This window comes from Vibrio sp. QJM3NY_35, assembly GCF_057785915.1.
Genome location: NZ_CM173507.1, coordinates 1785877 through 1807822, shown reverse-complemented (window position 1 = coordinate 1807822; position 21946 = coordinate 1785877). Strand labels below are relative to the sequence as shown.

General features: G+C 43.7%; 19 protein-coding genes. 5 read left to right on the top strand and 14 right to left on the bottom strand.

Annotated elements, in window-relative coordinates:
* Positions 1-22 precede the first annotated feature (22 nt).
* Both AC3CH3_RS08355 and AC3CH3_RS08350 read right to left on the bottom strand, forming a co-directional pair.
* Complete coding sequence (locus AC3CH3_RS08355; RefSeq protein WP_488536933.1) at positions 23-1216, bottom strand: class I SAM-dependent methyltransferase; 1194 nt, start codon at positions 1214-1216, stop codon at positions 23-25.
* A 128-nt stretch (positions 1217-1344) separates the two neighbouring features.
* Positions 1345-2748 carry a methyl-accepting chemotaxis protein gene (locus AC3CH3_RS08350; protein WP_102432723.1) on the bottom strand — a complete coding sequence of 468 codons (1404 nt, stop codon included), beginning with the start codon at positions 2746-2748 and terminating at the stop codon, positions 1345-1347.
* Positions 2749-2836: 88 nt separating this feature from the next.
* Between AC3CH3_RS08350 and yccX the strand changes: the two genes are divergently transcribed.
* Complete coding sequence (gene yccX / locus AC3CH3_RS08345) at positions 2837-3124, top strand: acylphosphatase (RefSeq protein ID WP_048660773.1); 288 nt, start codon at positions 2837-2839, stop codon at positions 3122-3124.
* 59 nt (positions 3125-3183) lie between these two features.
* Here the strand turns inward: yccX and AC3CH3_RS08340 are convergent, their stop codons facing one another.
* The 6 genes from AC3CH3_RS08340 to AC3CH3_RS08315 form a co-directional block, all read right to left on the bottom strand.
* Entirely contained in the window at positions 3184-3513 is a 330-nt protein-coding gene (locus AC3CH3_RS08340; RefSeq protein WP_017057205.1) for a TusE/DsrC/DsvC family sulfur relay protein, read from the bottom strand.
* A gap of 160 nt (positions 3514-3673) precedes the next feature.
* A complete protein-coding gene (locus tag AC3CH3_RS08335) occupies positions 3674-4339 on the bottom strand; it encodes a Bax inhibitor-1/YccA family protein (protein ID WP_102432721.1) in 666 nt (221 codons plus the stop codon).
* Positions 4340-4634: 295 nt separating this feature from the next.
* Positions 4635-5399 carry an amino acid ABC transporter ATP-binding protein gene (locus AC3CH3_RS08330; protein ID WP_137002007.1) on the bottom strand — a complete coding sequence of 255 codons (765 nt, stop codon included), beginning with the start codon at positions 5397-5399 and terminating at the stop codon, positions 4635-4637.
* A gap of 22 nt (positions 5400-5421) precedes the next feature.
* The gene (locus AC3CH3_RS08325) at positions 5422-6519 is read right to left on the bottom strand and encodes an amino acid ABC transporter permease (protein WP_019823217.1); all 1098 of its coding nucleotides are present in this window, start codon (positions 6517-6519) and stop codon (positions 5422-5424) included.
* Position 6520: 1 nt separating this feature from the next.
* Complete coding sequence (locus tag AC3CH3_RS08320) at positions 6521-7726, bottom strand: amino acid ABC transporter permease (RefSeq protein WP_019823219.1); 1206 nt, start codon at positions 7724-7726, stop codon at positions 6521-6523.
* Between the two features lie 71 nt (positions 7727-7797).
* Positions 7798-8826: an amino acid ABC transporter substrate-binding protein gene (locus AC3CH3_RS08315; protein WP_010440731.1), complete on the bottom strand. Its 1029-nt coding sequence runs from the start codon at positions 8824-8826 to the stop codon at positions 7798-7800.
* 480 nt (positions 8827-9306) lie between these two features.
* On the opposite strand from AC3CH3_RS08315, the gene AC3CH3_RS08310 reads away from it, so the two are divergent.
* Positions 9307-10248 (top strand): precorrin-2 dehydrogenase/sirohydrochlorin ferrochelatase family protein, encoded by a 942-nt coding sequence (locus tag AC3CH3_RS08310; RefSeq protein ID WP_019823221.1) that lies wholly within the window; start codon positions 9307-9309, stop codon positions 10246-10248.
* Positions 10249-10397: 149 nt separating this feature from the next.
* Here AC3CH3_RS08310 and AC3CH3_RS08305 read toward each other — a convergent pair whose 3' ends face one another.
* Positions 10398-10880: a YajQ family cyclic di-GMP-binding protein gene (locus AC3CH3_RS08305; RefSeq protein WP_017059699.1), complete on the bottom strand. Its 483-nt coding sequence runs from the start codon at positions 10878-10880 to the stop codon at positions 10398-10400.
* 12 nt (positions 10881-10892) lie between these two features.
* Positions 10893-11951, bottom strand: a complete 1059-nt coding sequence (locus tag AC3CH3_RS08300) for a 3-deoxy-7-phosphoheptulonate synthase (RefSeq protein ID WP_488536932.1) — start codon at positions 11949-11951, stop codon at positions 10893-10895.
* Positions 11952-12158: 207 nt separating this feature from the next.
* Between AC3CH3_RS08300 and AC3CH3_RS08295 the strand changes: the two genes are divergently transcribed.
* Positions 12159-13046, top strand: a complete 888-nt coding sequence (locus AC3CH3_RS08295; protein ID WP_019823226.1) for a putative PEP-binding protein — start codon at positions 12159-12161, stop codon at positions 13044-13046.
* A 176-nt stretch (positions 13047-13222) separates the two neighbouring features.
* The gene (locus AC3CH3_RS08290) at positions 13223-13708 is read left to right on the top strand and encodes a PaaI family thioesterase (RefSeq protein ID WP_017630032.1); all 486 of its coding nucleotides are present in this window, start codon (positions 13223-13225) and stop codon (positions 13706-13708) included.
* A gap of 108 nt (positions 13709-13816) precedes the next feature.
* Here the strand turns inward: AC3CH3_RS08290 and AC3CH3_RS08285 are convergent, their stop codons facing one another.
* On the bottom strand, positions 13817-15172 hold the full coding sequence (locus AC3CH3_RS08285) for a hypothetical protein (RefSeq protein WP_019823229.1): 1356 nt from the start codon (positions 15170-15172) through the stop codon (positions 13817-13819).
* Positions 15173-15200: 28 nt separating this feature from the next.
* Between AC3CH3_RS08285 and AC3CH3_RS08280 the strand changes: the two genes are divergently transcribed.
* A complete protein-coding gene (locus tag AC3CH3_RS08280; protein ID WP_017059694.1) occupies positions 15201-16109 on the top strand; it encodes a CvfB family protein in 909 nt (302 codons plus the stop codon).
* A 304-nt stretch (positions 16110-16413) separates the two neighbouring features.
* Here the strand turns inward: AC3CH3_RS08280 and rsmF are convergent, their stop codons facing one another.
* The 3 genes from rsmF to AC3CH3_RS08265 form a co-directional block, all read right to left on the bottom strand.
* Positions 16414-17835, bottom strand: coding sequence for a 16S rRNA (cytosine(1407)-C(5))-methyltransferase RsmF (gene rsmF, locus AC3CH3_RS08275; protein WP_019823231.1), 1422 nt, complete (start codon positions 17833-17835; stop codon positions 16414-16416).
* A gap of 169 nt (positions 17836-18004) precedes the next feature.
* On the bottom strand, positions 18005-20662 hold the full coding sequence (locus AC3CH3_RS08270) for an MlaD family protein (RefSeq protein WP_488536931.1): 2658 nt from the start codon (positions 20660-20662) through the stop codon (positions 18005-18007).
* On the bottom strand, positions 20649-21932 hold the full coding sequence (locus AC3CH3_RS08265; RefSeq protein WP_488536930.1) for a PqiA/YebS family transporter subunit: 1284 nt from the start codon (positions 21930-21932) through the stop codon (positions 20649-20651). The genes AC3CH3_RS08270 and AC3CH3_RS08265 overlap by 14 nt, the downstream gene beginning before the upstream one ends.
* Positions 21933-21946 lie beyond the last annotated feature (14 nt).

The following is a 21946-nucleotide window of genomic DNA, read 5'->3' as shown; positions in this document are numbered from 1 at the left end:
GCTAGACTCTAAAGCACAAAAATTAAAGCACCTTACAAGCAAAACCTTTTAGGTAGAAACCTTCAGGGTAAGCTGTATCGATCAAGTGATCGGCAGCTTGCTCGAAGCGTTCAACAAACTTCACTGTTCTACCCGCATCTAGAGCGGCATCAGCAATGATCTTTTGGAATAAGTCAGCCCCCATCAAACCTGAGCAAGAGTAGGTGAGTAGTGTTCCACCTGGCTTCAGGATTTGCATTGCTAGCATGTTAACGTCTTTGTAGCCGTTAGCGCCTGAAGTTAGGTTGTTCTTGCTTGAAACAAACTTTGGTGGGTCCATGATCACTACGTCAAACTTAGTGCCCTGGTCGCGGTATTCTCGAAGTAGTTTGAATACGTCGGCGTTTAGGAATACAGCACGCTTTTTCGAGATATCAAACTCGTTAAGTTCAGCGTTGAACTTAGCTGTATCAAGAGCAAGTTGAGATACGTCTGCGTTGATCACACGCTTCGCGTCGCCTTTAAGTGCGTAAAGGCCAAAGCCACCGGTGTATGAGAAACAGTTAAGGACATCTTTGCCTTTAACGTATTTCATAGATTCTTTACGGCTATCACGTTGATCCATGTAGAAGCCCGTTTTGTGGCCTTCCATAATGTTCACGCTGATCTTCACGCCGTTTTCTTCAATGACTACTGACTTAGGTGGCTCTTCGCCATGCAGTACGCCGACGGTTTGCTCTAAACCTTCTTTTTTACGAACCGCTACGTCAGAGCGTTCGTAAATATTACATTCAGGGAAGCATTCAACTAAAGCTTCAACGATAACGCTTTTGTTGAATTCCGCGCCAGCACTCAGTAGTTGGCAAACTAAGAAGTCTTGGTACTTGTCGATAGTAATACCTGGTAGGCCGTCAGATTCAGCCGCTGTTAATCGGTACCCCGTTAGGCCGTCACGTTCGATGATATCGTCACGTAGTGATTGTGCATCTTGAATTCGTTTTACAAAGAACGCCTTGTTGATTTCTTCTTTTTCAAATGTCCAAACACGAGCTCGAATTTGAGATTCTGGTGAGTAAGCCGCTTTTGCAAGCCACTGACCATTTTGAGCATATACGTCTACAGTTTCACCTTGTTTTGGTTCGCCTTCGACCTTATCGATACCGCGAGAAAATACCCAAGGGTGTTTGCGGCGTAGTGATTTATCTCGGCCTTTAGCTAGATGAATTGAAGGAGTCATAATTTACTCTGTTTGTTGAATTTGAAGGAGGGGTATTGTCGGGGAAGTACAGGTGAAAAGCAAATAAGAAAGGGCTGCAGAAGCAGCCCTAGTATGATTAATCAACACTTAGTGGTTGGATATCAGTATTAAGCTTTAAGACCTGTCAGCAAACCTTCCATCGTATCGCTTTGTTTACGAAGTTGGTCGACATTGGAATTACTCTTACTGATCATCTCGCAGATACTGTCTGATTGATGACGAATCTCTTCAACACTTTGTGCAATGTTGTCAGCGACTACGCCTTGTTCTTCAGCCGCGGTAGCAATTTGAGTGCTGCTATCTGAAATAGACTGGTTCTTTTCAGCTAATGAACCGATCTCAACGTTCACTTCCGACATCAGTGTTTGGCCTTCACCAGCATTGTTTACCGTTACTTCCATCAGTTTGGTCAGTGATTGGCTGTTACGTTGTAATGACTCAATCATACTTTGGATTTCAACCGTTGCTTGTTGAGTACGACCAGCAAGGGCACGAACTTCATCGGCAACAACAGCGAATCCACGACCTTGCTCGCCTGCACGTGCAGCCTCTATGGCAGCATTCAGTGCCAATAGGTTAGTCTGCTCTGAAATGCCATTGATGGTTGCGACCACTTCATCGATCTGCGCCGCGTTGGCATCAAGTTCTTCTACTGCTTGTGAAGCGGATTGGATCTCTTGAGATAGGTTAGAGATAGACTCCAATGTATTTGAAACCTTGACTTGACCACTCTGCGCAACGCCGCGAGCGTCCATCGTTTGTGAACTAGACTCATGAGCAAGGGTAGCTACTTCGCGAATCGTAGCAGCCATTTGCTCCGTTGCACTTGCTAAGCTATTCAGGTGTTCTTGTTGGTTACCAGAGATGTCTGAACTTTGTTGTGTTGACTGGTTTAAGTCCGAGCTGATCTGCTGCATTAGAGCGACAGACTCTTGGATTGACAGAACCATGTTTTGTTCACGCTCTGCTACTTTGTCGATCGTAATAGCGATTTCACTAAACTCATCACGAACTAAGAAGTAGTTCATGCGGCAAGTTAGGTCACCATTAGCCAGTGTGTTTAAAGCTTTGTTCATAGAGAACATCGCACCACCGATGAAGGTCATGATGTAGTAAACACCCAGCGCGATAAGCGTTAGGGTTACAGCGATGATAGAAACCTGAGTCGTAGACAGAGCAGACCAAAGGTTTTGGTCATGGTTAGCAACTAGGCTGAATGCACCATTCATTACCGAAACAGAACCAGCACCGTAGCCCAAAGAGATGGTTTCAGAGCTGCTGACAAGTTGAGCGACTTGATCTTTAGTGAGTTGACCTGCTTCGATAAGTCCTTTCATCAAGAGCATTTCTTCTTGATAAAGGTGAGCAAGCAAAGAGTCCGCGGCGCTATCTAAAACGAGAGTTAATATAACTAGGGCGAGAAGAGGTAATAAGAAGAGTAGATAGAACTTTTCTTGGATTTTTAGGTGAATGAGATATTTGTCAATCCAACGAAATGGGATTTCTTTCATAATCGTTATACTCGAAGTAAGTCCACCAATAAGTGGTGAATGAATAGAAGCTCAACTATATCATTCATATAAATTATGAGGCAACGTTATGGAAAGTTCACAATATATTTTTGTCGTGTCAGGCGTAGTTCAATGTGTTGGGTTTCGTTACCACACCAGTAGGCAGGCGCAAGCTATGGGTCTCTCAGGCTATGCGAAGAACTTAAATGATGGTCGAGTTGAAGTATTAGCTGTCGGAGAGAGTCAGCAAATAGAGAAGTTGCATGCTTGGCTCAACATAGGCCCTTCGAGTGCAATCGTAGACAACGTAGAGATGCATCAAGTTAAAGATAGTGAGCGCCAAGACGTACGTGTAGGGACGTTTAAAATACTGTAGTTATGGCACTACAGTATTTATATCGAGCGTAATTAAATAACTTAAAGCGGGTTAGGTTTTTACAAGCACTTTGCTGGTTTAGGTAAACCGGCGAGCTTGGTTGCTTGTTTTGCCGGCCCTTTTTTGAATAACTTGAATAGGTACTTGCTGTTACCTTTTTCTGGGCCGTGCGCTTTTTCCATCGCTTTAACTAGCATACGAACCGCTGGTGAGGTATTGAACTCTTCGTAAAAGCTCCTTACAAAATGGACGACTTCTAAGTGTGCATCCGTAAGTTCAATAGCTTCATCTTGAGCAAGTATTTCAATCATACCTTCTTCCCATTGCGTGTAATCCAATAGGTAGCCTTGAGCGTCGGTTTCGATTTGCTTGCCGTTATATTCAAACATGTTTAATCCAGAATCCAATTAACTATGCGGGTAGGGTACATGACCAAGTTTATCTTTCTCAACTGAAATTGTAGCTATCCATAGAAATATCGTACTTATAGATACAAAAAAGCCCAAGAGGTAGGCTCTTGGGCTAGATATTCTTCAATGATGGGAACGATTAGTCGTCGTTGCCCATGATGCCTAGGATGCTTAGCAGGCTGATGAAGATGTTGTAGATTGATACGTACAAGCTGATCGTTGCAGAGATGTAGTTTGTTTCACCGCCACGAATGATGTTTTGCGTTGTAAGCAAGATAACACCAGTCGAGAATAGGATGAACATACCGCTCATTGCCAATGATAGTAGAGGCATCTGTAGGAAGATATTTGCAACCATACCTACAAGCAGTACTACAAAACCAGCTAATAGCATGCCGTTAAGGAACGACAGGTCACGCTTAGTTGTTAGCGCGTAAGCTGATGCGCCCATAAACGCCAGTGCTGTACCGCCAAGTGCAGTTAGGATTACATCACCCATGCCTGCGCCAACGTACATATTAAGAATTGGACCAATGGTGTAGCCTAAGAAACCTGTAAATAGGAATGTGAAGACTAGACCCATGCTGTTGTCACGGTTCTTCTCTGTTAGGAAAAGTAGGCCGTAGAAGCCAACAAGCATGATAATAAGACCCGGGCGAGGAAGGTTCATCGCCATGGATACGCCTGCTACAACAGCAGACCAAAGTAGTGTCATAGACAGTAATGCGTAGGTGTTACGCAACACTTTATTGGTTTGCAGAGCACTTTCTTGAGATGCTGTGCGTGAAAACATAGGGCTGTTCATAATCTTCCTCGTAAGGTGACTTCAATAGTTATTAGTACATTTATGGGGGTGAAAGTTCGAAAAATCAAGTCTTTCATTCCTCCTGTATACGTAAAATAATAATAAAAATAGTCGGTTAAGTGTTTCTGAAGGTGTAACAAAGTATTTCTTTAGGCTGTAATTAAGTATAGCTAAAATACGATCTTCAACCTTTAGTCGTCATAGCCAGTTATTTAGAACTTTAGAAAACCATCTATAACCTTGAAAAATAAAGAGGCGACCTAAGCCGCCTCTATAGTTTATGCATCATAACACATTAATGGTGTAAGATTTGACTTAAGAAGTTCTGCGTTCTGTCTGATTGTGGGTTTTCAAAGAAGTCGACAGGGTTGTTCTCTTCTATGATTTCACCGGCATCCATGAAGATAACGCGATCTGCTACCTCTTTAGCAAAGCCCATCTCGTGCGTCACACAAAGCATTGTCATGCCTTCTTCCGCTAGCTCAACCATTACGTCTAATACTTCACGAACCATTTCTGGATCGAGTGCCGACGTTGGCTCATCAAACAGCATCACTTGAGGGTTCATACACAAAGAGCGAGCGATAGCTACACGCTGTTGTTGACCACCTGAAAGTTGACCTGGGAACTTGTCTGCTTGCTCAGGAATTTTCACACGCTCTAGGTATTTCATCGCAATCGCTTCAGCTTCTTCTTTCGGCATCTTTTTGACCCAGATAGGGGCCAAAGTACAGTTCTCTAATACCGTCAGATGTGGGAACAGATTGAAGTGCTGGAAACACATGCCTACATCTCGGCGAACGGCTTCGATGTTCTTGAGATCTTCCGTCAATTCATTACCTGAAACAAAGATATGACCCTTTTGGTGCTCTTCTAATCGGTTGATACAGCGGATCATCGTTGATTTACCTGAGCCGGAAGGGCCACAGATAACGATTTTCTCGCCTTTTTTAACTTCTAGGTTGATGTTCTTAAGTACGTGGAATTCACCGTACCATTTGTTCATGTCTTTCAACTCGATCATAAGACCTTGAGAGTTGTTTTCTGCCTGCTGCGTCATAATACGTCCTTGATCTTGTTAATTATCGTTTGTGACCGGTGTGAAGTCTGTTTTCTAGCCATATCGAATATCTCGACATGCCAAAACAAAACACCCAGAACACTAACGCGACAAATACATAACTTTCTGTTGAATACCCAAGCCATTCAGGGTCGGTATTCGCGGCTTGGCCAATTCCTAACACATCAAACATACCAATAATTAAAACAAGACTGGTATCTTTGAACAAACCAATGAAGGTGTTCACAATTGAAGGAATCGTGATTTTAAGAGCTTGAGGAAGAATGATAAGCCCTGTCTTTTTCCAGTAGCTTAGTCCCAGAGCATCAGCCGCTTCGTATTGGCCTTTTGGTATTGCTTGTAAACCACCACGAATTACTTCTGCCATGTAGGCTGCACTGAATAGTACTACCCCAACAAGTGCTCTAATCAGCTTATCGGTTTCTGTTCCTTCTGATAAAAAGAGCGGGAGCATAACTGAGGCCATGAATAGAACGGTAATGAGCGGTACGCCACGCCAAATTTCGATGTATACGGTACACATACTACGAATGATTGGCATCTCTGAACGACGCCCAAGCGCAAGTGCAACACCAATAGGGAGTGACACTACAATACCAACAAGTGCGATGATCAGTGTAACCAGTAGGCCACCCCATTTATGGGTATCAACAACTTCTAATCCAAAGACACCACCGTATAGCAAGCCTGCAATGATAAATGGGTAGATGTTTACGAAGAACAACCAGATCCACGTACGTTTAGGTGTTTTTTCGTAGGCTAGTAAGGCTACAAAAATGGCTAACGTTGCGTAGAAGAGGCGAGGTCGCCACAGTTCAGCTTCTGGGTAGAAGCCATACATGAATTGCTCCCAACGAACGCTAATAAAAACCCAACAAGCGCCTTCGCTAGTACAGGCATCGCGTGTGGTTCCTATCCAGTCGGCACTGATGAATGCCCAATCTGCTACTGCCCATATAAGAGTAAAAGCAAAGTAAGCAAGAACCACAGTGACGATGCTGTTAATTGGTCCATTAAATAGATTTTTTCTTAACCAACCGACTGGCCCAACGGTATTCGCTGGAGGCGGAAGATCAGGTTGAAATTGATGTGTACTCATCTTATCTCTCCACCAACGCTACTTTGCGGTTGTATATGTTCATTAGAGCTGATGTTAATAGGCTCAAGGTTAGGTAGACGCCCATTGTCATCGCGATTACTTCGATAGCTTGTCCGGTTTGATTCAATGTTGTTCCTGCAAATACAGAGACAAGATCAGGATAACCAATGGCCATCGCAAGTGATGAGTTTTTGGTCAGGTTTAGATACTGACTGGTTAGTGGTGGGATAATAATTCTTAATGCCTGTGGGATAATGACAAGCTTAAGGGTTCTAGAGCGTGGAATTCCTAGAGACATAGCAGCCTCTGTTTGCCCATGGTTTACGGCGTTAATACCTGAACGAACAATCTCGGCAATGAACGCTGCTGTGTAGATACTTAAAGCAAGCATCAATGCAGCAAGCTCCGGGATTATGCTAACACCACCCTTGAAGTTAAACCCTTTTAAAACAGGGTAATCAGCAGAGATAGGCATGCCCATAACAAAGTAAGTCACCAACGGTAAGCCTAAAATCAACGCTGCAGCAATTCGCAACATAGGTGTTTGTTGGCCGGTAAGTTTCTGTTTGTTATTAGCCCAAATGTTGATAATAAACGTAGCGATAATACCAACAATCAATGATGCGATGACAATGCTACTGCCTTGCTCTAACACTGGAGCAGGGAAGTACAATCCACGTACGTTCAAGAAAATTGCTTCACCTAGGCTCATGCTTTGACGAGCAGAAGGCAAGGCTTGCAGAACGGCGAAGTACCAGAAAAAGATTTGCAAAAGAAGAGGGATATTTCGGAATATCTCAATGTAGACAGCTGCAAATCGGCTAACTAGCCAGTTTGAAGACAGTCTAGCGATACCCATACTAAAGCCAAGTATCGTGGCAAGCATGATGCCTAGTACTGAAACTAAAGCGGTATTGAGAAGACCGATAAAGAATGTACGACCGTATGAGAAGGTCTCGTCGTATTCAATAAGTGTTAAGCCGATGCCAAAACCAGCTTCTTGGGAGAGAAAATCAAAACCAGTGGCGATACCACGGGAATCTAAGTTAGTGAGTGCATTATTTACAATCGTGTAAAAGAAAGCACAAAGCGCCCCGACGGCGATAATTTGGAAAATGATAGAGCGAAAAGTGGGGTTGTAAAATAAGTTGGCACTTTTGGGCTGTGGCTTTGCCTGCGCTGGAGAAATAGTTTCATTAGGTTTCATACTACTATAACCTCAAATCCATTTAATAAATAGGGCGGAAAACTCCGCCCTAATTGATGCTTGAAAATTTATTAACGGATTGGTGGAGCGTACATAAAGCCGCCCGCATTCCATAATGCATTTACACCACGAGAGATTTGAAGTGGAGAACCTGTACCAACAGTACGCTCAAAACTCTCACCGTAGTTACCAACTTGCTTAATTACTTGGTAACCCCAGTCGTCACGAATGCCAAGGCCTTTACCTTTAGGACCGTCTACACCAAGAATACGTTTGATGTTTGGATCTTTTGACTTAAGCATTTCGTCTGCATTTTTAGAAGAGATGCCGTATTCTTCCGCGTTAATCATTGCTGAAAGTGTCCACTTAGCAACGTTAAACCATTTATCATCATCTTGACGAACAACAGGGCCTAGAGGTTCTTTAGAGATGATTTCAGGAAGTACTTGTGCAGATTTAGGGTCAGCGAGGTTTAGGCGAAGTGCGTATAGACCAGATTGGTCAGTAGTTAGCACGTCACAACGACCTGCGTCGAAACCTTTAGATGTTTGTGCCGCTGTATCGAATACCACTGGCTTGTAAGACATGCCACTGTTACGGAAGTAATCGGCTAGGTTAAGTTCAGTTGTTGTACCTGATTGAACACATACAGAAGCACCATCAAGCTCTTGAGCACTTGTTAGGCCAAGATCTTTCTTAACCATGAAGCCTTGACCGTCGTAGTAGTTGACGCCTACGAAGTTAAGACCTAGAGCAGTGTCACGATGTAGTGTCCATGTTGTGTTACGAGATAGTACGTCGATTTCGCCAGATTGAAGCGCAGTAAAACGCTCTTTTGCGGTTAGAGGTACATACTTAACTTTAGTCTTGTCACCGAGTACAGCCGCTGCAAGAGCTTGACAATACTCAACATCAATTCCTTCCCATTCACCTTTTGAGTTAGGGTTAGAGAACCCTGGAAGACCTGTACTTACACCACAAGTTAGAAAACCTTGAGATGTGACTTTGTCCAGAGTGCTTTCTGCCGCTGATGCTGATGTTGCCATCATCGCAGTTGATGCAGCTACTACTGAAGCAAGAAGTGTTAGTTTATTTGTCATTTGTATCCTTCCTTGTTAACCAGGTGACACCTGATACTCGTGCTCGTTTGAGTGTCTCTTATGTGTTGCGTTTTCTATGACCTTGTTGCTCAAATTACAAGAGTTGCATTTTGCAAATGAAACTGTGTGCGATTTAAGCAACTGTTTATAAGGTTAGGAAAGGATCCGTAGTTTCACAAATGTATAATTTAAAAAGAATTTTGAATGAAATCACAAATCCGAACACAATTAGAATGACCAAATGTTAACTGAATGTAAATAGTGCAACAGTTCACACTGTTGGTGCAACGAGATTTAGAGTTTTATATTGATAATCGACTAGATAAATATTCTGAATGAATGTCACAGTTGTGGAGCATTAGCCTTAAAAAAGATTGAAATTTGGTCAATAAATATTTTTATTGCACTTCGGTAGTTATGAATATGCTCCAAATTTGGTAGCATGGCTGAATAGTTATTGAAGTAGTCTCAAGGAAGAACATGCGTTATTTCCCAATGTTTTTGGATGTAGAAAATAAGTCAATCTTAGTGGTTGGTGGAGGTGAGGTTGCTTGCCGTAAAGTCGATAGCTTGCTACGCGCTGGTGCCAATGTGACTTTGGTGTCTCCCAAGGTAGCACCTTACTTAAAGCAGCTTGTCGATGAAGGCCAACTTCACTGGGTACAAAACTTTTACTCGTCGCAAATTATTTCAAAAAATTACCTTCAGGTATGGGCGACAACAGACAATCCAAGCCTAAATCATCAAGTACATAATGATGCAAAAAAAATGGGTATTCTTGTCAATGTGGTCGATGATTTACCCTTTTGTGACTTCATTACTCCATCAATGATTAATCGCGGAAGGATCCAAATTGCCATCTCTAGTGGCGGTGCATCACCTGTTTTGGTAAGAAATATTAGAGAAAAACTCGAAACGGTATTGCCACAAAATATAGGTTTGATAGCAGACTTCGGTGCATCAAAACGCAATTCGATCAAAGAGTCATTTCCAACTGTCGATGAGCGTCGTAAATTTTGGGAGCGCTTTTTATCGTCCAGTTTCATCGAACAGGTGACTGACAGAGAGCAGTTAGAATCATACTACCAGCAAGCGCTAACGGAAGGCATTGATAGTGAAGGACAGGTGACTTGGATTGAATTCGAGCAGGACGTTGAGTTGCTGTCTATGAAGGCTTTACGTTTGATGCAAGAGGCAGAGCTCGTACTTTCACCGAGCGATTGTCCATTCGAATTTGTCGACCTGTGCCGTCGAGACGCAGAAAGAGAGAGCTATGCTAACAGCGGAGAGCTATCAACCAAGCTTGAGCAGGCAAGAGCTGAGAAATTGCGAGTGTGTGTGTTTATTCCACCAGCAAGCGTAGAGTTTAATTTGTTGGTCGGCAAAGACCTAAAATTGTCAGCGGCCAAAGTACTTAGTTGAGTTGGCTGATTACCAGCTAGGAACTTCGATTTAAACTGACCAGATAAATAAAAAGCCACTTCCTATAAAGAAGTGGCTTTCTGCTTTTCAAACACGATATTGTGATGAGGAATGAGCAATCTAAATAAGCGGTCGCTCAAACTCAAAAATTAGTCGCGGAAGTTGTCAAACTGGAATGGTTGACCAAGCTCACCGCTGCGAACTAAAGCCATAACAGCTTGTAGATCATCACGTTTCTTACCTGTTACACGAACTTTGTCGCCTTGGATAGAAGCTTGAACTTTAACTTTGTTGTCTTTGATTAGCTTAACGATCTTCTTAGCGACATCAGTTTCAATACCTTGCTTAAAGATAACCGTTTGGTGCCAAGTGCGACCTGTTTGGTCTGCCGCTTTCGCTTCCATCGCGTTAGGATCAACATTACGCTTCGTTAGGTTGCTGCGAAGGATATCGCGCATTTGCTTCAGTTGAAAATCGTCTTGAGCAGTCAATTTTACTGATTCATCTTTGTAATCAAAGCTTGCGTCAACGCCGCGGAAATCGAAACGAGTCGATAGTTCACGGTTTGCGTTGTCTACCGCGTTACGTAGTTCTACTGCTTCTACTTCAGAGATAATGTCAAATGATGGCATTGTGTTGTTTCCTTAAGCTAAGTTTCTATCTTTAATTGCTGTTGCAAGCATGTCTAGCATTGTTGCCGTATCTTCCCAGCTTAGGCATGGGTCAGTAATCGACTTGCCATATTCTAGGTTGTTGATATCTGTCATTGGCTGGTTGCCTTCAATAATGAAGCTCTCTGCCATAATGCCTGCAATTTGGTTCTTATTAGATTTAATTTGCTCACAAATGTCTTGTGCAACTTCTAACTGCTTACGGTGTTGTTTCTGACAGTTAGCGTGGCTAAAGTCTACAACTAAACGTTGAGGTAGGTCGAATTCAGCCAGTTGCTTACACGCAGCATCTACAGATTCAGCGTCGAAGTTAGGGCCTTTATCACCACCACGTAGAATAACGTGACCGTATGGATTGCCAGAAGTGCGGTAAACCGTCATGCGGCCGTTCTTATCTGGAGAGTAGAAGTAGTGTGACGCATGCGCTGCACGAATTGCATCGATAGCAATCTTGATGTTGCCGTTGGTCGCGTTCTTGAAGCCAACTGGGCAAGACAGTGCTGAAGCCATTTCACGGTGAATCTGAGATTCAGTTGTACGAGCGCCAATCGCGCCCCAAGTGATAAGATCTGCAATGTACTGACCTGTGATCATATCAAGGAATTCAGTCGCTGTAGCTAGGCCAAGCTTGTTGATATCTAGAAGAAGCTTACGTGCTTTATTCAAACCTGTTTCAAGTGCGTACGAACCATCAAGGTTAGGATCGGTAATTAAACCCTTCCAACCTACAACCGTGCGAGGTTTCTCGAAGTAGGTTCTCATTACAACGAACAGTTCATCTTTATATTGGTCTTGAATCTGGCTTAGGCGTTCAGCGTAATCGAGTGCCGCATCTGTATCGTGAACAGAGCAAGGGCCTACGATAACTAATAGGCGGTTATCACGACCAGTTAGGATATCTTCGATTTGGCGGCGAGAATTTTTAATGCGCTCAGCAACGTCGTCAGTAATAGGGTGTGCATTGCCTAGTTCGGCAGGAGTTGGCATAGGACCCAGAGCTTGGGTTCTCAACTCATCAGTTTTTAATGGCATGTGATAGCTTTTTTATTCTATTGCGAAGTGGTTAAGATAACGGAATTGAACAGAGGAATAAACTCTCTTAAGTCAAAGTTATCTCTGTTATTGCTAATATTCTTATTTTTATCAGCGGGCCAGCGTCAAATAAGGGATTTTCACTTGTATTAACAGGCAGCTATCGGTATTTTCGTTTGAACACAATATAAAAATGCTGGAGCAGCAATGACTCAAGAAAATCAAAGCACTTTGCACCCAGAACTTGTTTTAGGTGATGTGCTGCCTTCTTACAACGATAATAATAATTCCAACCACTTATACGTTTCATTATCTGAATTAGTGATGGATCGTGTCTTCTACCACCCAAGTATTGAAAGTCATTTAGATAGACTGACTGATATCGAAGAAACGTCTTTAAATGCCATCCTTGGTGATAAAACAGTCGATGAGCATTTTGTGTCGACGTTAGTGATTGCGATTCAAGCTGCCGTTCAGCCAAATCACACTTCTGTTCGTATCGCATTAAGCAGTGCAGACAGCTATGGATTCCGTTCGCTGCTTGGCGGGAACTGCGAAGCTGAAGAGATTAACCCAGCACTAGGCGTTCGTGGCGTTGCTCGCTATGCGACACCAGAATACAGCAAGGCTTTCGCTTTAGAATGTCAGGTTATTAAGGCATTACGTGAGCAGGGCATCAACGTTGAAGTAGTTGTGCCTTACGTTCGTGCGTTAAGCGATGCCGCTAAGATTATTGACCTGCTTGCCGAGCAAGGGTTACCACGTGGCCTTAATGGTTTGAAAGTACTGTTCTCGTGCGATGTGCCGTCTGCAGTGCTACTGAGCGAAAGATTGCTGCATTACTTCGATGGTGTAGTGGTAAACGTTGATAGCTTAGCGTCTTTCACTTTAGGCGTAGACAAACACAATGAAGCTCAGCAACACGCTTTTGATCCACAAAATGAGGCGGTTATTACCTTGTTGGATATGATTGTTAAAGCAACCCTGAACGCGAAGAAGCCAGTGTTGCTAGTAACTCAAGGCTTAGTGGATTACCCACGTCTACAAGGTTACATAGCTGATCTTGAAGGCGTAGAAACGGTCGTGACTGCATAGATCGGTTTGTTGTCTTAGTAAATCAACTGGCTGTATCCGTTTATTTGAAGCGCTAAAGCTTTGAGAATGAAAGAGATATCATTATGCGATGATATCTCTTTTTTGTAACATTTTTTTGACATCTCTTTCGCTAATCGATTAACTGGTCTGATGACTGATTTAACTAGGTAATCCGAATGTTGACCCCTCTACAAAAAGCAAATTTCTACTTGAGCATGTTTGGTTTTTTCAAAGTGCCTCTGATCTGGTTGTGTCGACCAAAACTGCTCGCGTTGGACAACCAACATGTTGAAGTGAAAATCCCGCTTAAAAGACGTACCAAGAACCACCTTAATAGCATGTATTTTGGTGTTTTGGCTGTCGGTGCTGATGTGGCGGGTGGCTTTCTTGCGATGAGCAAATCTCAGCAGCAAGGTGAAAAGATTTCGTTGGCGTTTAAAGAGGTGACGGGTAACTTTTTGAAGCGCCCTGAAGGTGATGTGCATTTCACTTGTCACGACGGTGAGCTGATCAACACAATGTTGGCAGAAACCATGTCGACCGGAGAACGGGTCAATCAACCCGTCACCATTATCGCGACTTGTCCATCTTTACATGGTGACGAGCCGATGGCGGAGTTCACGCTTACGCTTTCAATTAAAAAAGTCCCATCTAGAAAATAGCGATTAAATAATAGATTTTGGTTTAGAAGTCATGGGTAACGTTGAAGAGATAAAACAACGGTATGTGAATGGTTTCCACATACCGTTATAGAGAACTTTATAACGGCTCTATGACTCTTGAGTGATCTGCTCAATATCAACGATTTTTGAACGGTTCATAACGATCTTCCAACGGTAGTAGGTTGGTTCGTTATCATGGTTGTTCTCTTTAATGATCAGGTTGAGAAGATGACGCTTTTCTACTGATTCGCGGCTAACTTGCCCTTCATTCAAACGGTAGATCTTGTTCGAACCCTTATCCATCAATCGTGTCAGCGCCCTTAGGCTGATGGATAACGTTTCACGAGTCTCTTCATAACCACTCATGAACGTCGATGTCGACATCTCAGTGTGCGAACGGTAGTGCAGGATTTGCTCTTCACGTTGGACGACACGCTTCTTACGTATCGATTGAATACGGTCTGCTAACTTAGAGAAATTTGCATAGTCCAACCATTCCAGTTTATGGCCGACAGATTTATTGGTCGTTGGGTCGAAGTAACGACGCTTCCATTTCGGTTTACCTTTACGCAGCCAGCGCCAAAGAATATCTCTCAAATCATCTTTGAAGATCTCACGTAGAGCGTAGATGAAAGACATCGCCACAATGAAAGAGGCGGTAATCTCACCAAGAAAGTCACGAGCCAAGATCACAGTAGTGGTCACGACAACCATCACCAAACCCGTTGCAATACCTTTCACGGCGCGCTTAACGTTCTTACCCATCGATGTCGTCTTTTCTTTAAGCACGATAGGGTGCTCAATCAAACGACGCAGCAAACGCATCTTGTTACTCAAGCGAGTAACGTCTTCTCGAACTCTCGCTGAGTTGTAGCGGTTCAGTTTACGGTGTGCAGTCTCTTTATCACAAAGCGTTAAGAGTCGTTCTTTAATCGTTGAATACTCACTGCCACGTGGCATATGCGAAACCAGCGATAAGAACTTTTGCTCTGTGTACCATGAAAGGTAGTTATCAATGTTTGCGTAGTAGCGTTTGAGGTTCTCTTCATAGGGAATACTACGACGAAGCTTTTTCAGAATATCTAACGCCAGTTCAATTACTTCATCTACTTCATCAGCCGTTACGTCGTCACTATCAGTTTTATTTAAGCTGCTGACTGCTTTATCTAAAGCAATAACATATTGGTAGGCAAACAGACTCAAACTGACACGATACTGTGTTGTAGATAAGCGTCCACGTTTTGCTAAGCGACTGTGTACCAAAGGTAAAAGTGTTTTGTCACTATAGTAGGCACGTTTTTGAGTGATCGAGCTGTAGAAAAAGGCACTTTCAGAAAGCACTTCAGGAGTCAGTCCAAGTTCACCGGGAATGAATAGATAAACGTCCATGTCGAGCTTTTTGGTCTTAGCCATGGCATGGTTAATTTTAAGTGTTATCGCATCTTGTTTATCAACGGTGATCAACGATGTCTCCTAGAATGTAAAAATATGAATGAAACTAGCGAAAGCATATCAGAGATCACGTATAATCTCCGCCAAATTTAAAGTAGAGACAACCTTGATGATTAATATTGGTCAAATAAACAACTTAGAAGTAGTGAAACAAGCAGACTTCGGTGTATTCCTTGACGCGAGCGACTATGGAACCGTGTTGCTGCCTAAACGATTTACTCCTGAAGGTGTTGAAATTGGTCAAAAGCTAGATGTTTTCTTATACATAGATTCTGACAACCAGATCGCTGCAACGACTGAAAAACCGATCGCTCAAGTAGGCCAGTTTGGTTTGATGACGGTTGAAGGTGTTAACAGCACTGGTGCGTTCATGAGCTGGGGCGTGAAAGGTAAAGACCTTCTTGTTCCTTTCAGCGAGCAGCGCGGCCGTTTAAACGAAGGCCAGTCAATCTTAGTATATGTGTATATCGATAAAGCATCGAGCCGTATCGTTGGTACAACGAAGTTCAATAAATGGTTAGACAACACGCCTGCGACTTATAAGCAAAATGAGCAAGTCGATCTCATTATCGCTGAGCGTAGCCAACTTGGTTACAAAGCGATCGTGAACGGTGAACACTGGGGTATGATTTTCCCATCTGATATCATCGGTAAGCTGTTCATTGGTAAAACACTAAAAGGCTATATTAAAAACGTTCGTGAAGAAGACGGTAAGATTGATCTGTCTCTTCAGAAGGTTGGTGTGGCTAAGATGGATGACCTAAGCACTAAGGTTCTTGACCTGCTTGAGAAGAAAGGCGGTTACCTGCCTTTGAATGATAAGTCTTCTCCTGAAGTTATTTTCTCTGCATTCAGAACCAGCAAAGGTACGTTCAAGAAGACCATTGGTGGTTTGTACAAATCTGGCAAGATCACTATCGACAAAGAAGGCATCAGCCTAGTTAAATAAGCGAGCTTGTCGGTCAAAAAAAAGCCCAAACTTTCCTGTTTGGGCTTAGGGGAAAGGGCTCCGAAGAGCCTACGCTAATCGTTTTAATTCTTTGACTGTTAGACTGAAGTCTAGTTTAAATTTCCTAATAAGCGATTTTTGTTATTGGAAATAGCGACTTGAATTGATATTTATGTAATTAATTGTTGATTTTACAGTGCTTCCCTTGAAATGAACTAGCCGACAAGAATAGAAAAAGCCCAAACAATGAAGATTGTTTGGGCTTTTTGTTTTTCTCAGTACAGTGTGAGCTTTAATCGAACGACTAGAAAAGGTTTTTGTCGCGTACTAGCTCTCTTGGTAAGCCGTTCTTCACTCGGTTACCTACCCATTTGCCAAGGCCGATGATTGCGCCGTTGTATTTTACTAGTACTTCGCCTTTGCCTGACAAGCCTTCTGGGCGAACGTCTCGGCCCATGAACCATTCTCGAGCATCTTCGATGCTGAGGTCTATAATGTTAGCTTCATTACCTGTCGCGAGCGTTGTCGCGACTTGATGTTGCCATCGATAACCTTTTTTATGGGTTTCAGCGATCTTGATGCCCATGCGAGAGAAACGGAATGCACCGATCATAGGCTCTAGCGCTTCTGGGAATAGCCAAACGTCTTTATCTCGGATCCAAACTTGAGTATCACTTGGTAGTTCGATATCGAGAGCACTAAGCAGTTGTTCAGCGATTTCTTGCTGAGCTTTCTTTGGCGCTTTTTCAAATGGGAACTTACCCATGCGTTTTTTAACTTCTGGTGGAGTCACAGACGCTAGTTTACGGATACGTGCAACAAAGAAACCTTCAGAGTCATATACCTGAGGGAAGATGTGAAGAAAGCCTTCTTCAGTCGTCGTTGCTTTTGCGTTGTCGAACAGTGATTCAAGAGATTCAAACTCAACCGCATCACCAAAGGTTTCTTTTAGGTGATGGCACACTTGTTGGTTCTCTTCAGTGCTTAACGTACATGTTGAGTAAACCAAAACACCATTAGGTTTAAGAGCATGGAATGCACTTTCAATCAGGTCTTTTTGCGTGTCGGCAATATCGACTACAGATTGATACGTCCAGTTCTTCATCGCATCGGCGTCTTTACGGATGGTACCTTCGCCAGAGCAGGGTGCATCCAGTAAGACAGCATCAAACTGTTCTGGCAACCAACCACCGAAAACTCGACCATCGAAGTTACTGAGTGCGGCATTACGAACGCCACAACGTTCGATGTTGGCGTGAAGTACTTTCACACGGCTTGCAGCGTATTCATTGGCAACCAACACGCCGCGATTATTCATTAGCGCAGCGATTTGCGTTGTTTTAGATCCGGGTGCAGCAGCAGTATCTAGCACGGCTTGGTAATCAGCTTCGCCTTGGAAAAGAGCCGAAGGTGGCATCATCGAACTGGCTTCTTGGATGTAGAAAAGACCAGACATGTGTTCTGCCGTATTACCTAGAGGCGCTTCACTTTCATCGGCTGTAATCCAAAAACCTGTTTCACACCAAGGTACAGGTTCCAGTTCCCAGCCTTTCTCTTTTGCTCGTACTAGGAAGTCTTCAACACTGATTTTCAATGTGTTGACTCGAATACTTTTACGAAGTGGTTTTTGGCATGACGCGACAAAAGAAGCCATATCTAGATGACTAGGCATGATTGCTTCGATGTGCGTTAGGAATTCTTCAGGAATATATACGTTAGCGTGCAAAAGAGTATCTCGAATTATTGCATTAATGCGGGGAGTTTAAAGCAAAATGAGGTCGTCCTAAACCATATTTACGGCAAACAACAAAAATGCAGCCGAATGGCTGCATTTTGATGAAGAATTAATCTTCGTTAAGCTGTATTAATTTGCATGGAGCTTCTGAGGATTCACTCTATGGGCGAGGAATCGCGGTTCTCCATGACTTCCACTCATCTTCTGCTTGAGGGTATAGGTAGAAAGACTGATCTTCGCTTGCCACTGGCTGAAGTTCATTCGTCGGTGGCGTTGAGAAGGTAATTCCGCCCCTTAATAAACTGTCTACCGTTCCGGCTTTGATGTTTGCACCAGAGAGACCGATAGAGACATCGACACCCGACACGTTCCAGAACACTGTGTTTGCGCGGATCAGATACGCGTAGTCAGGCTCTATTTGAATCGTAGAGATGATGCGGTCAGCAAACTCGCCTAGTTGAACATCGATAACACTGCCGATTTCTAGCTCACGGAATAGGATAGGTGTGCCTTCAGACACCGAGCCTCGCGTTTCGCTTTGTAGCTGGAATATCTTGCCTTCAGGCTGCACTGGTCCTTTGCTAAGCTTAAATTTCGTACTTCTGTCACCATTGCCCGGATCTACGTTGATGTGCTTAGAGAGAAGCGCAGAGACGTTTTTGATGCCATTAAGGCCGATCTCAGGTTCTGCCAACCAGAAGTGACTGTTCGCCACGGCAATCTTGTCAACGTACTCAGGTAAGATTCGCGCGGTAATTTCAATACCGTCTTTATTGAAGTTAGGTATTACCAAAGTAACCTCACCAACAGTGACACCTTGGTATTTGATCGCCATACCCTTGCTGACTTCTTGATCGCCAGAAGAGGTAATCGTAATCGCGCGGCCAAATTTTCGAGCAGATTTAGAATCAGTATAGAGTTTCCAAACATCACCCAGTTTGTTGTCGATACCTGGCAGTGAATCAAACGCGATACCGCCTTGAATCAGAGTTTTAACCGGAGCCGCTTTGATGCTGATACCAGACAAAGACGCGTCAACCTCAACACCTGAACGGTTCCAGAAAACCGTGTGTTTGTTGATTAGGTGTGTGTAACGGTTTTCGATGGTGACCTGGATTCTCACACCACCGTCGGCAAGCTGGAAGTCACTGATACTACCGACCTGAAGATTGCGGTAGAGTAGTGGGCTGCCTTTTGAAATTGACGGTAATTCGCTGGCAAACAGTGACAGTGTCTTCGAACCCGATTGGTTGAACTTGGCGATTTCTGCCAGTGATTTGCTTTGGAACAGTTGGTAACTTGGTCTTGCTTGAGCCTTACCTTCACTTACAAAGCTAATTGAGCCAGTCAGTAGTTGTTTTGCAGGTGGAACGGTAACGCTTAAACCAGACTCAGTTAATTCTGCACTCGCGCTACCTGTTACGAAAAAGCGGTTGTTACTTTTTATGAGATGCGCGTATTCATTATCGATCAACGCATCCATGAACACTTCATGCTTGTCGCTTCCTGTGCCAACGCCATCAACTAAACCGACTTTGATGATAGAGCCGACTGCAATCCCTTTGTAAAGTAGCTGCGTACCAACATCTAAACCGAAAGAGTTATTGGAGGTTAAGCGAATCGCAACGGATTTTTCCTGTTCTTGGCTGTATTCCGTTTTGCGAATCGCGGTAAAGCGGCGCGCTTTTTCACCTTCGCCCGGTACCAAGGTTAAAAAGTTACCTGTCACTAAGTTGGCAATATTTTTCATACCAGTAAGTGACAGTTCAGCCTCTTCTAGAACGAATTTACTGCCGCTATTTAAAAAGTCACTGAATGCTGGTTGGATAGCGGCAGATGCAACCACGTTCTCGCGCCCTTCACTCAGCGACAAGTCAGTGATTTGACCGATTTCGATGCCGCGATACATGATCGGAGCACCTGTTGCACTGATCTTGTTGTCGTCTGGAACAGCGATCTTGATAGAGATACCACGGCCCGCTGTCTTCAAATCTGGGTAGAGCTTGAACTTGGTATTCATCTCTACGGGTTGGCCTTCTCCCGGAGAGTCGACCGCAATTGAACCGCCAAGCAATGCACTTAGGCTCTCTAAGCGAACATCAACACCAGAAAAACCAATACTGGCACCTAAGCCACTGACATTCCAAAAACGGCTTTGGTCGGTAATGATATGGCTGTATTCATCTTTAATCGACGCTTGAATCGTAACGGATTTAGCGTTGTCGTTTAACTGGTAGTTGTAAACCTCACCAATTGGGATTTTACGGTAAACGATTTGAGAACCAACAGAAACGCCACCCAGATCTTTGGTCGTCAGTGAAATATTCAAACCTTCAGAAGCCAGCAAGTCAGAAGGGGATGATTCTAAGGCTTGGAAAACGGTTTCTGGGTCTTGTTTGGTTTCGCTCGGGTGAATAGCAATATAGTTACCTGAAACAAGTGCGTCTAATCCTGAGATACCCGATAAACTTGCTGTCGGTTTTACAAGCCAGAAACGAGTGCCTTTTGAGAGTAGCTTCTTCGCTTCTGGGTAGATGTCAGCATCGACATAGATACTCGATAGATCTTTGGATAAAGTGATGTCACGCACCATACCCACCTCTAAGCCTTGGTAACGAATCGTTGTTCGACCTGCGACTAAACCTGCGGCATCTGAGAAGTATATTTGCACACGTTGCCCAGCATCGTGTATCGATTTCATGACCAACCAACCGGCTAAGGCGACGGTTAATATCGGCAGAATCCACAAAGGTGAGATGCCTTTGTTTTTTCTTACTTCGGGTGAATATGACGTTTGTGATTGGTTATCGTTGTTCATTCACTGACTCATCTTTAGAGGTGTAGTTATCCCAAATTAGCCTAGGATCTAAGCTTTCCGCTGCTAGCATCGTGAGAACAACTACGACGCCAAAAGCGACTGCACCATAACCTGGTGTAAAGTTTAAAATTTGTCCGCGGTCGACCAAGGTCATCATGATCGAAATAACGAACAGATCCATTACCGACCATTTCCCCACCCATTTCACGATGAAATAGATGGTCATACGTTGCCTGTGGTAAACGGCGCGATTCATCTTGATGCAGATTAAGATGTACGCAAGGCCCAGTATTTTCGCGACGGGCACGACGATACTGGCAATGAAAATGATTGCTGCGATGCCATACATGTCGCTATTAATCAGCGAAGCGACACCGGAAATGATGGTGTCTTCCAGCCTTTGACCGTTTGTTATCAGGATAGAGATAGGAATGACGTTGGCTGGCACAATAGCCACTGATGCGGCAAATAATAGTGCCCATGTTTTCTGTATAGAGAAGGGCTTGCGGTGGTATAAGTCATGGTGACAACGCACGCAAGTATGTCCATCCGGTTGAGATAGGTGGCAGTTGTGACAGTGTACGTTCTTACTTTCAGCAAATGAGTAGTCAGATTCTTTTGTCCAAGCTTCCCAATAGCGACGCACGCTGATGCGGCTTACCAGTAATACACTGAAAAGCTGCAGAAGAATCAGGCCAATCAACCCAGGGCCGACAAAAATATCTGAGTAATCTTGCAGTTTGAAACATGAGACCGCCAAACTTACCAGAAACACATCCAACATCATCCAATGCTTTAATGTCTGGATGATGGCTAACGCATACTTAAATGGTGTAAAAAATTTAAAGCGCAATGATAAATGGGTAATGAGTACCGACGTACACACGAGCAACGGAGCGATCGAACTACAGAACAGGATCAGTAAGCCAAGCAGAGGGAAGCCTTCACCCATTAAAGTAAAGACGCCGGATGGTAACGTTGCAGGTATCATGACGCCAATCAGGCGAATACTGATGAATTCAAAAAAATGTGAGGGGATAAACAGCAATAAGCAGGTAATCGCAATTGCTAGGTTTCCAGAGAGGCTAGGGGTGCCGCCTCTATAAAGCTGAGTACCACACCTTGGGCAGTAAGCGGATTTCCCCAAAGGGATGTCCATTTTATCTACGGGAAGCTCGCAGCCCTGACAAAGGCGCACTGAGCTGCTGTCGCATTGGTGTTTTGTTGATAAAGCGTTGGTTATGGATGGGGAGGTCACGCGACCTCCCAAGTCGAAACGTAAGT

Bases quoted from the DNA above. Each gene is read 5' to 3' on its own strand.
- AC3CH3_RS08320 (WP_019823219.1), bottom strand. From the start codon at position 7,726: ATGAAACCTAATGAAACTATTTCTCCAGCGCAGGCAAAGCCACAGCCC.
- AC3CH3_RS08325 (WP_019823217.1), bottom strand. From the start codon at position 6,519: ATGAGTACACATCAATTTCAACCTGATCTTCCGCCTCCAGCGAATACC.
- AC3CH3_RS08340 (WP_017057205.1), bottom strand. From the start codon at position 3,513: ATGTTTGAATATAACGGCAAGCAAATCGAAACCGACGCTCAAGGCTAC.
- AC3CH3_RS08350 (WP_102432723.1), bottom strand. From the start codon at position 2,748: ATGAAAGAAATCCCATTTCGTTGGATTGACAAATATCTCATTCACCTA.
- AC3CH3_RS08295 (WP_019823226.1), top strand. From the start codon at position 12,159: ATGACTCAAGAAAATCAAAGCACTTTGCACCCAGAACTTGTTTTAGGT.
- AC3CH3_RS08300 (WP_488536932.1), bottom strand. From the start codon at position 11,951: ATGCCATTAAAAACTGATGAGTTGAGAACCCAAGCTCTGGGTCCTATG.
- yccX (WP_048660773.1), top strand. From the start codon at position 2,837: ATGGAAAGTTCACAATATATTTTTGTCGTGTCAGGCGTAGTTCAATGT.
- AC3CH3_RS08335 (WP_102432721.1), bottom strand. From the start codon at position 4,339: ATGAACAGCCCTATGTTTTCACGCACAGCATCTCAAGAAAGTGCTCTG.
- AC3CH3_RS08315 (WP_010440731.1), bottom strand. From the start codon at position 8,826: ATGACAAATAAACTAACACTTCTTGCTTCAGTAGTAGCTGCATCAACT.
- AC3CH3_RS08270 (WP_488536931.1), bottom strand. From the start codon at position 20,662: ATGAACAACGATAACCAATCACAAACGTCATATTCACCCGAAGTAAGA.
- AC3CH3_RS08330 (WP_137002007.1), bottom strand. From the start codon at position 5,399: ATGACGCAGCAGGCAGAAAACAACTCTCAAGGTCTTATGATCGAGTTG.
- AC3CH3_RS08355 (WP_488536933.1), bottom strand. From the start codon at position 1,216: ATGACTCCTTCAATTCATCTAGCTAAAGGCCGAGATAAATCACTACGC.
- AC3CH3_RS08280 (WP_017059694.1), top strand. From the start codon at position 15,201: ATGAAACTAGCGAAAGCATATCAGAGATCACGTATAATCTCCGCCAAA.
- AC3CH3_RS08305 (WP_017059699.1), bottom strand. From the start codon at position 10,880: ATGCCATCATTTGACATTATCTCTGAAGTAGAAGCAGTAGAACTACGT.
- AC3CH3_RS08310 (WP_019823221.1), top strand. From the start codon at position 9,307: ATGCGTTATTTCCCAATGTTTTTGGATGTAGAAAATAAGTCAATCTTA.
- AC3CH3_RS08290 (WP_017630032.1), top strand. From the start codon at position 13,223: ATGTTGACCCCTCTACAAAAAGCAAATTTCTACTTGAGCATGTTTGGT.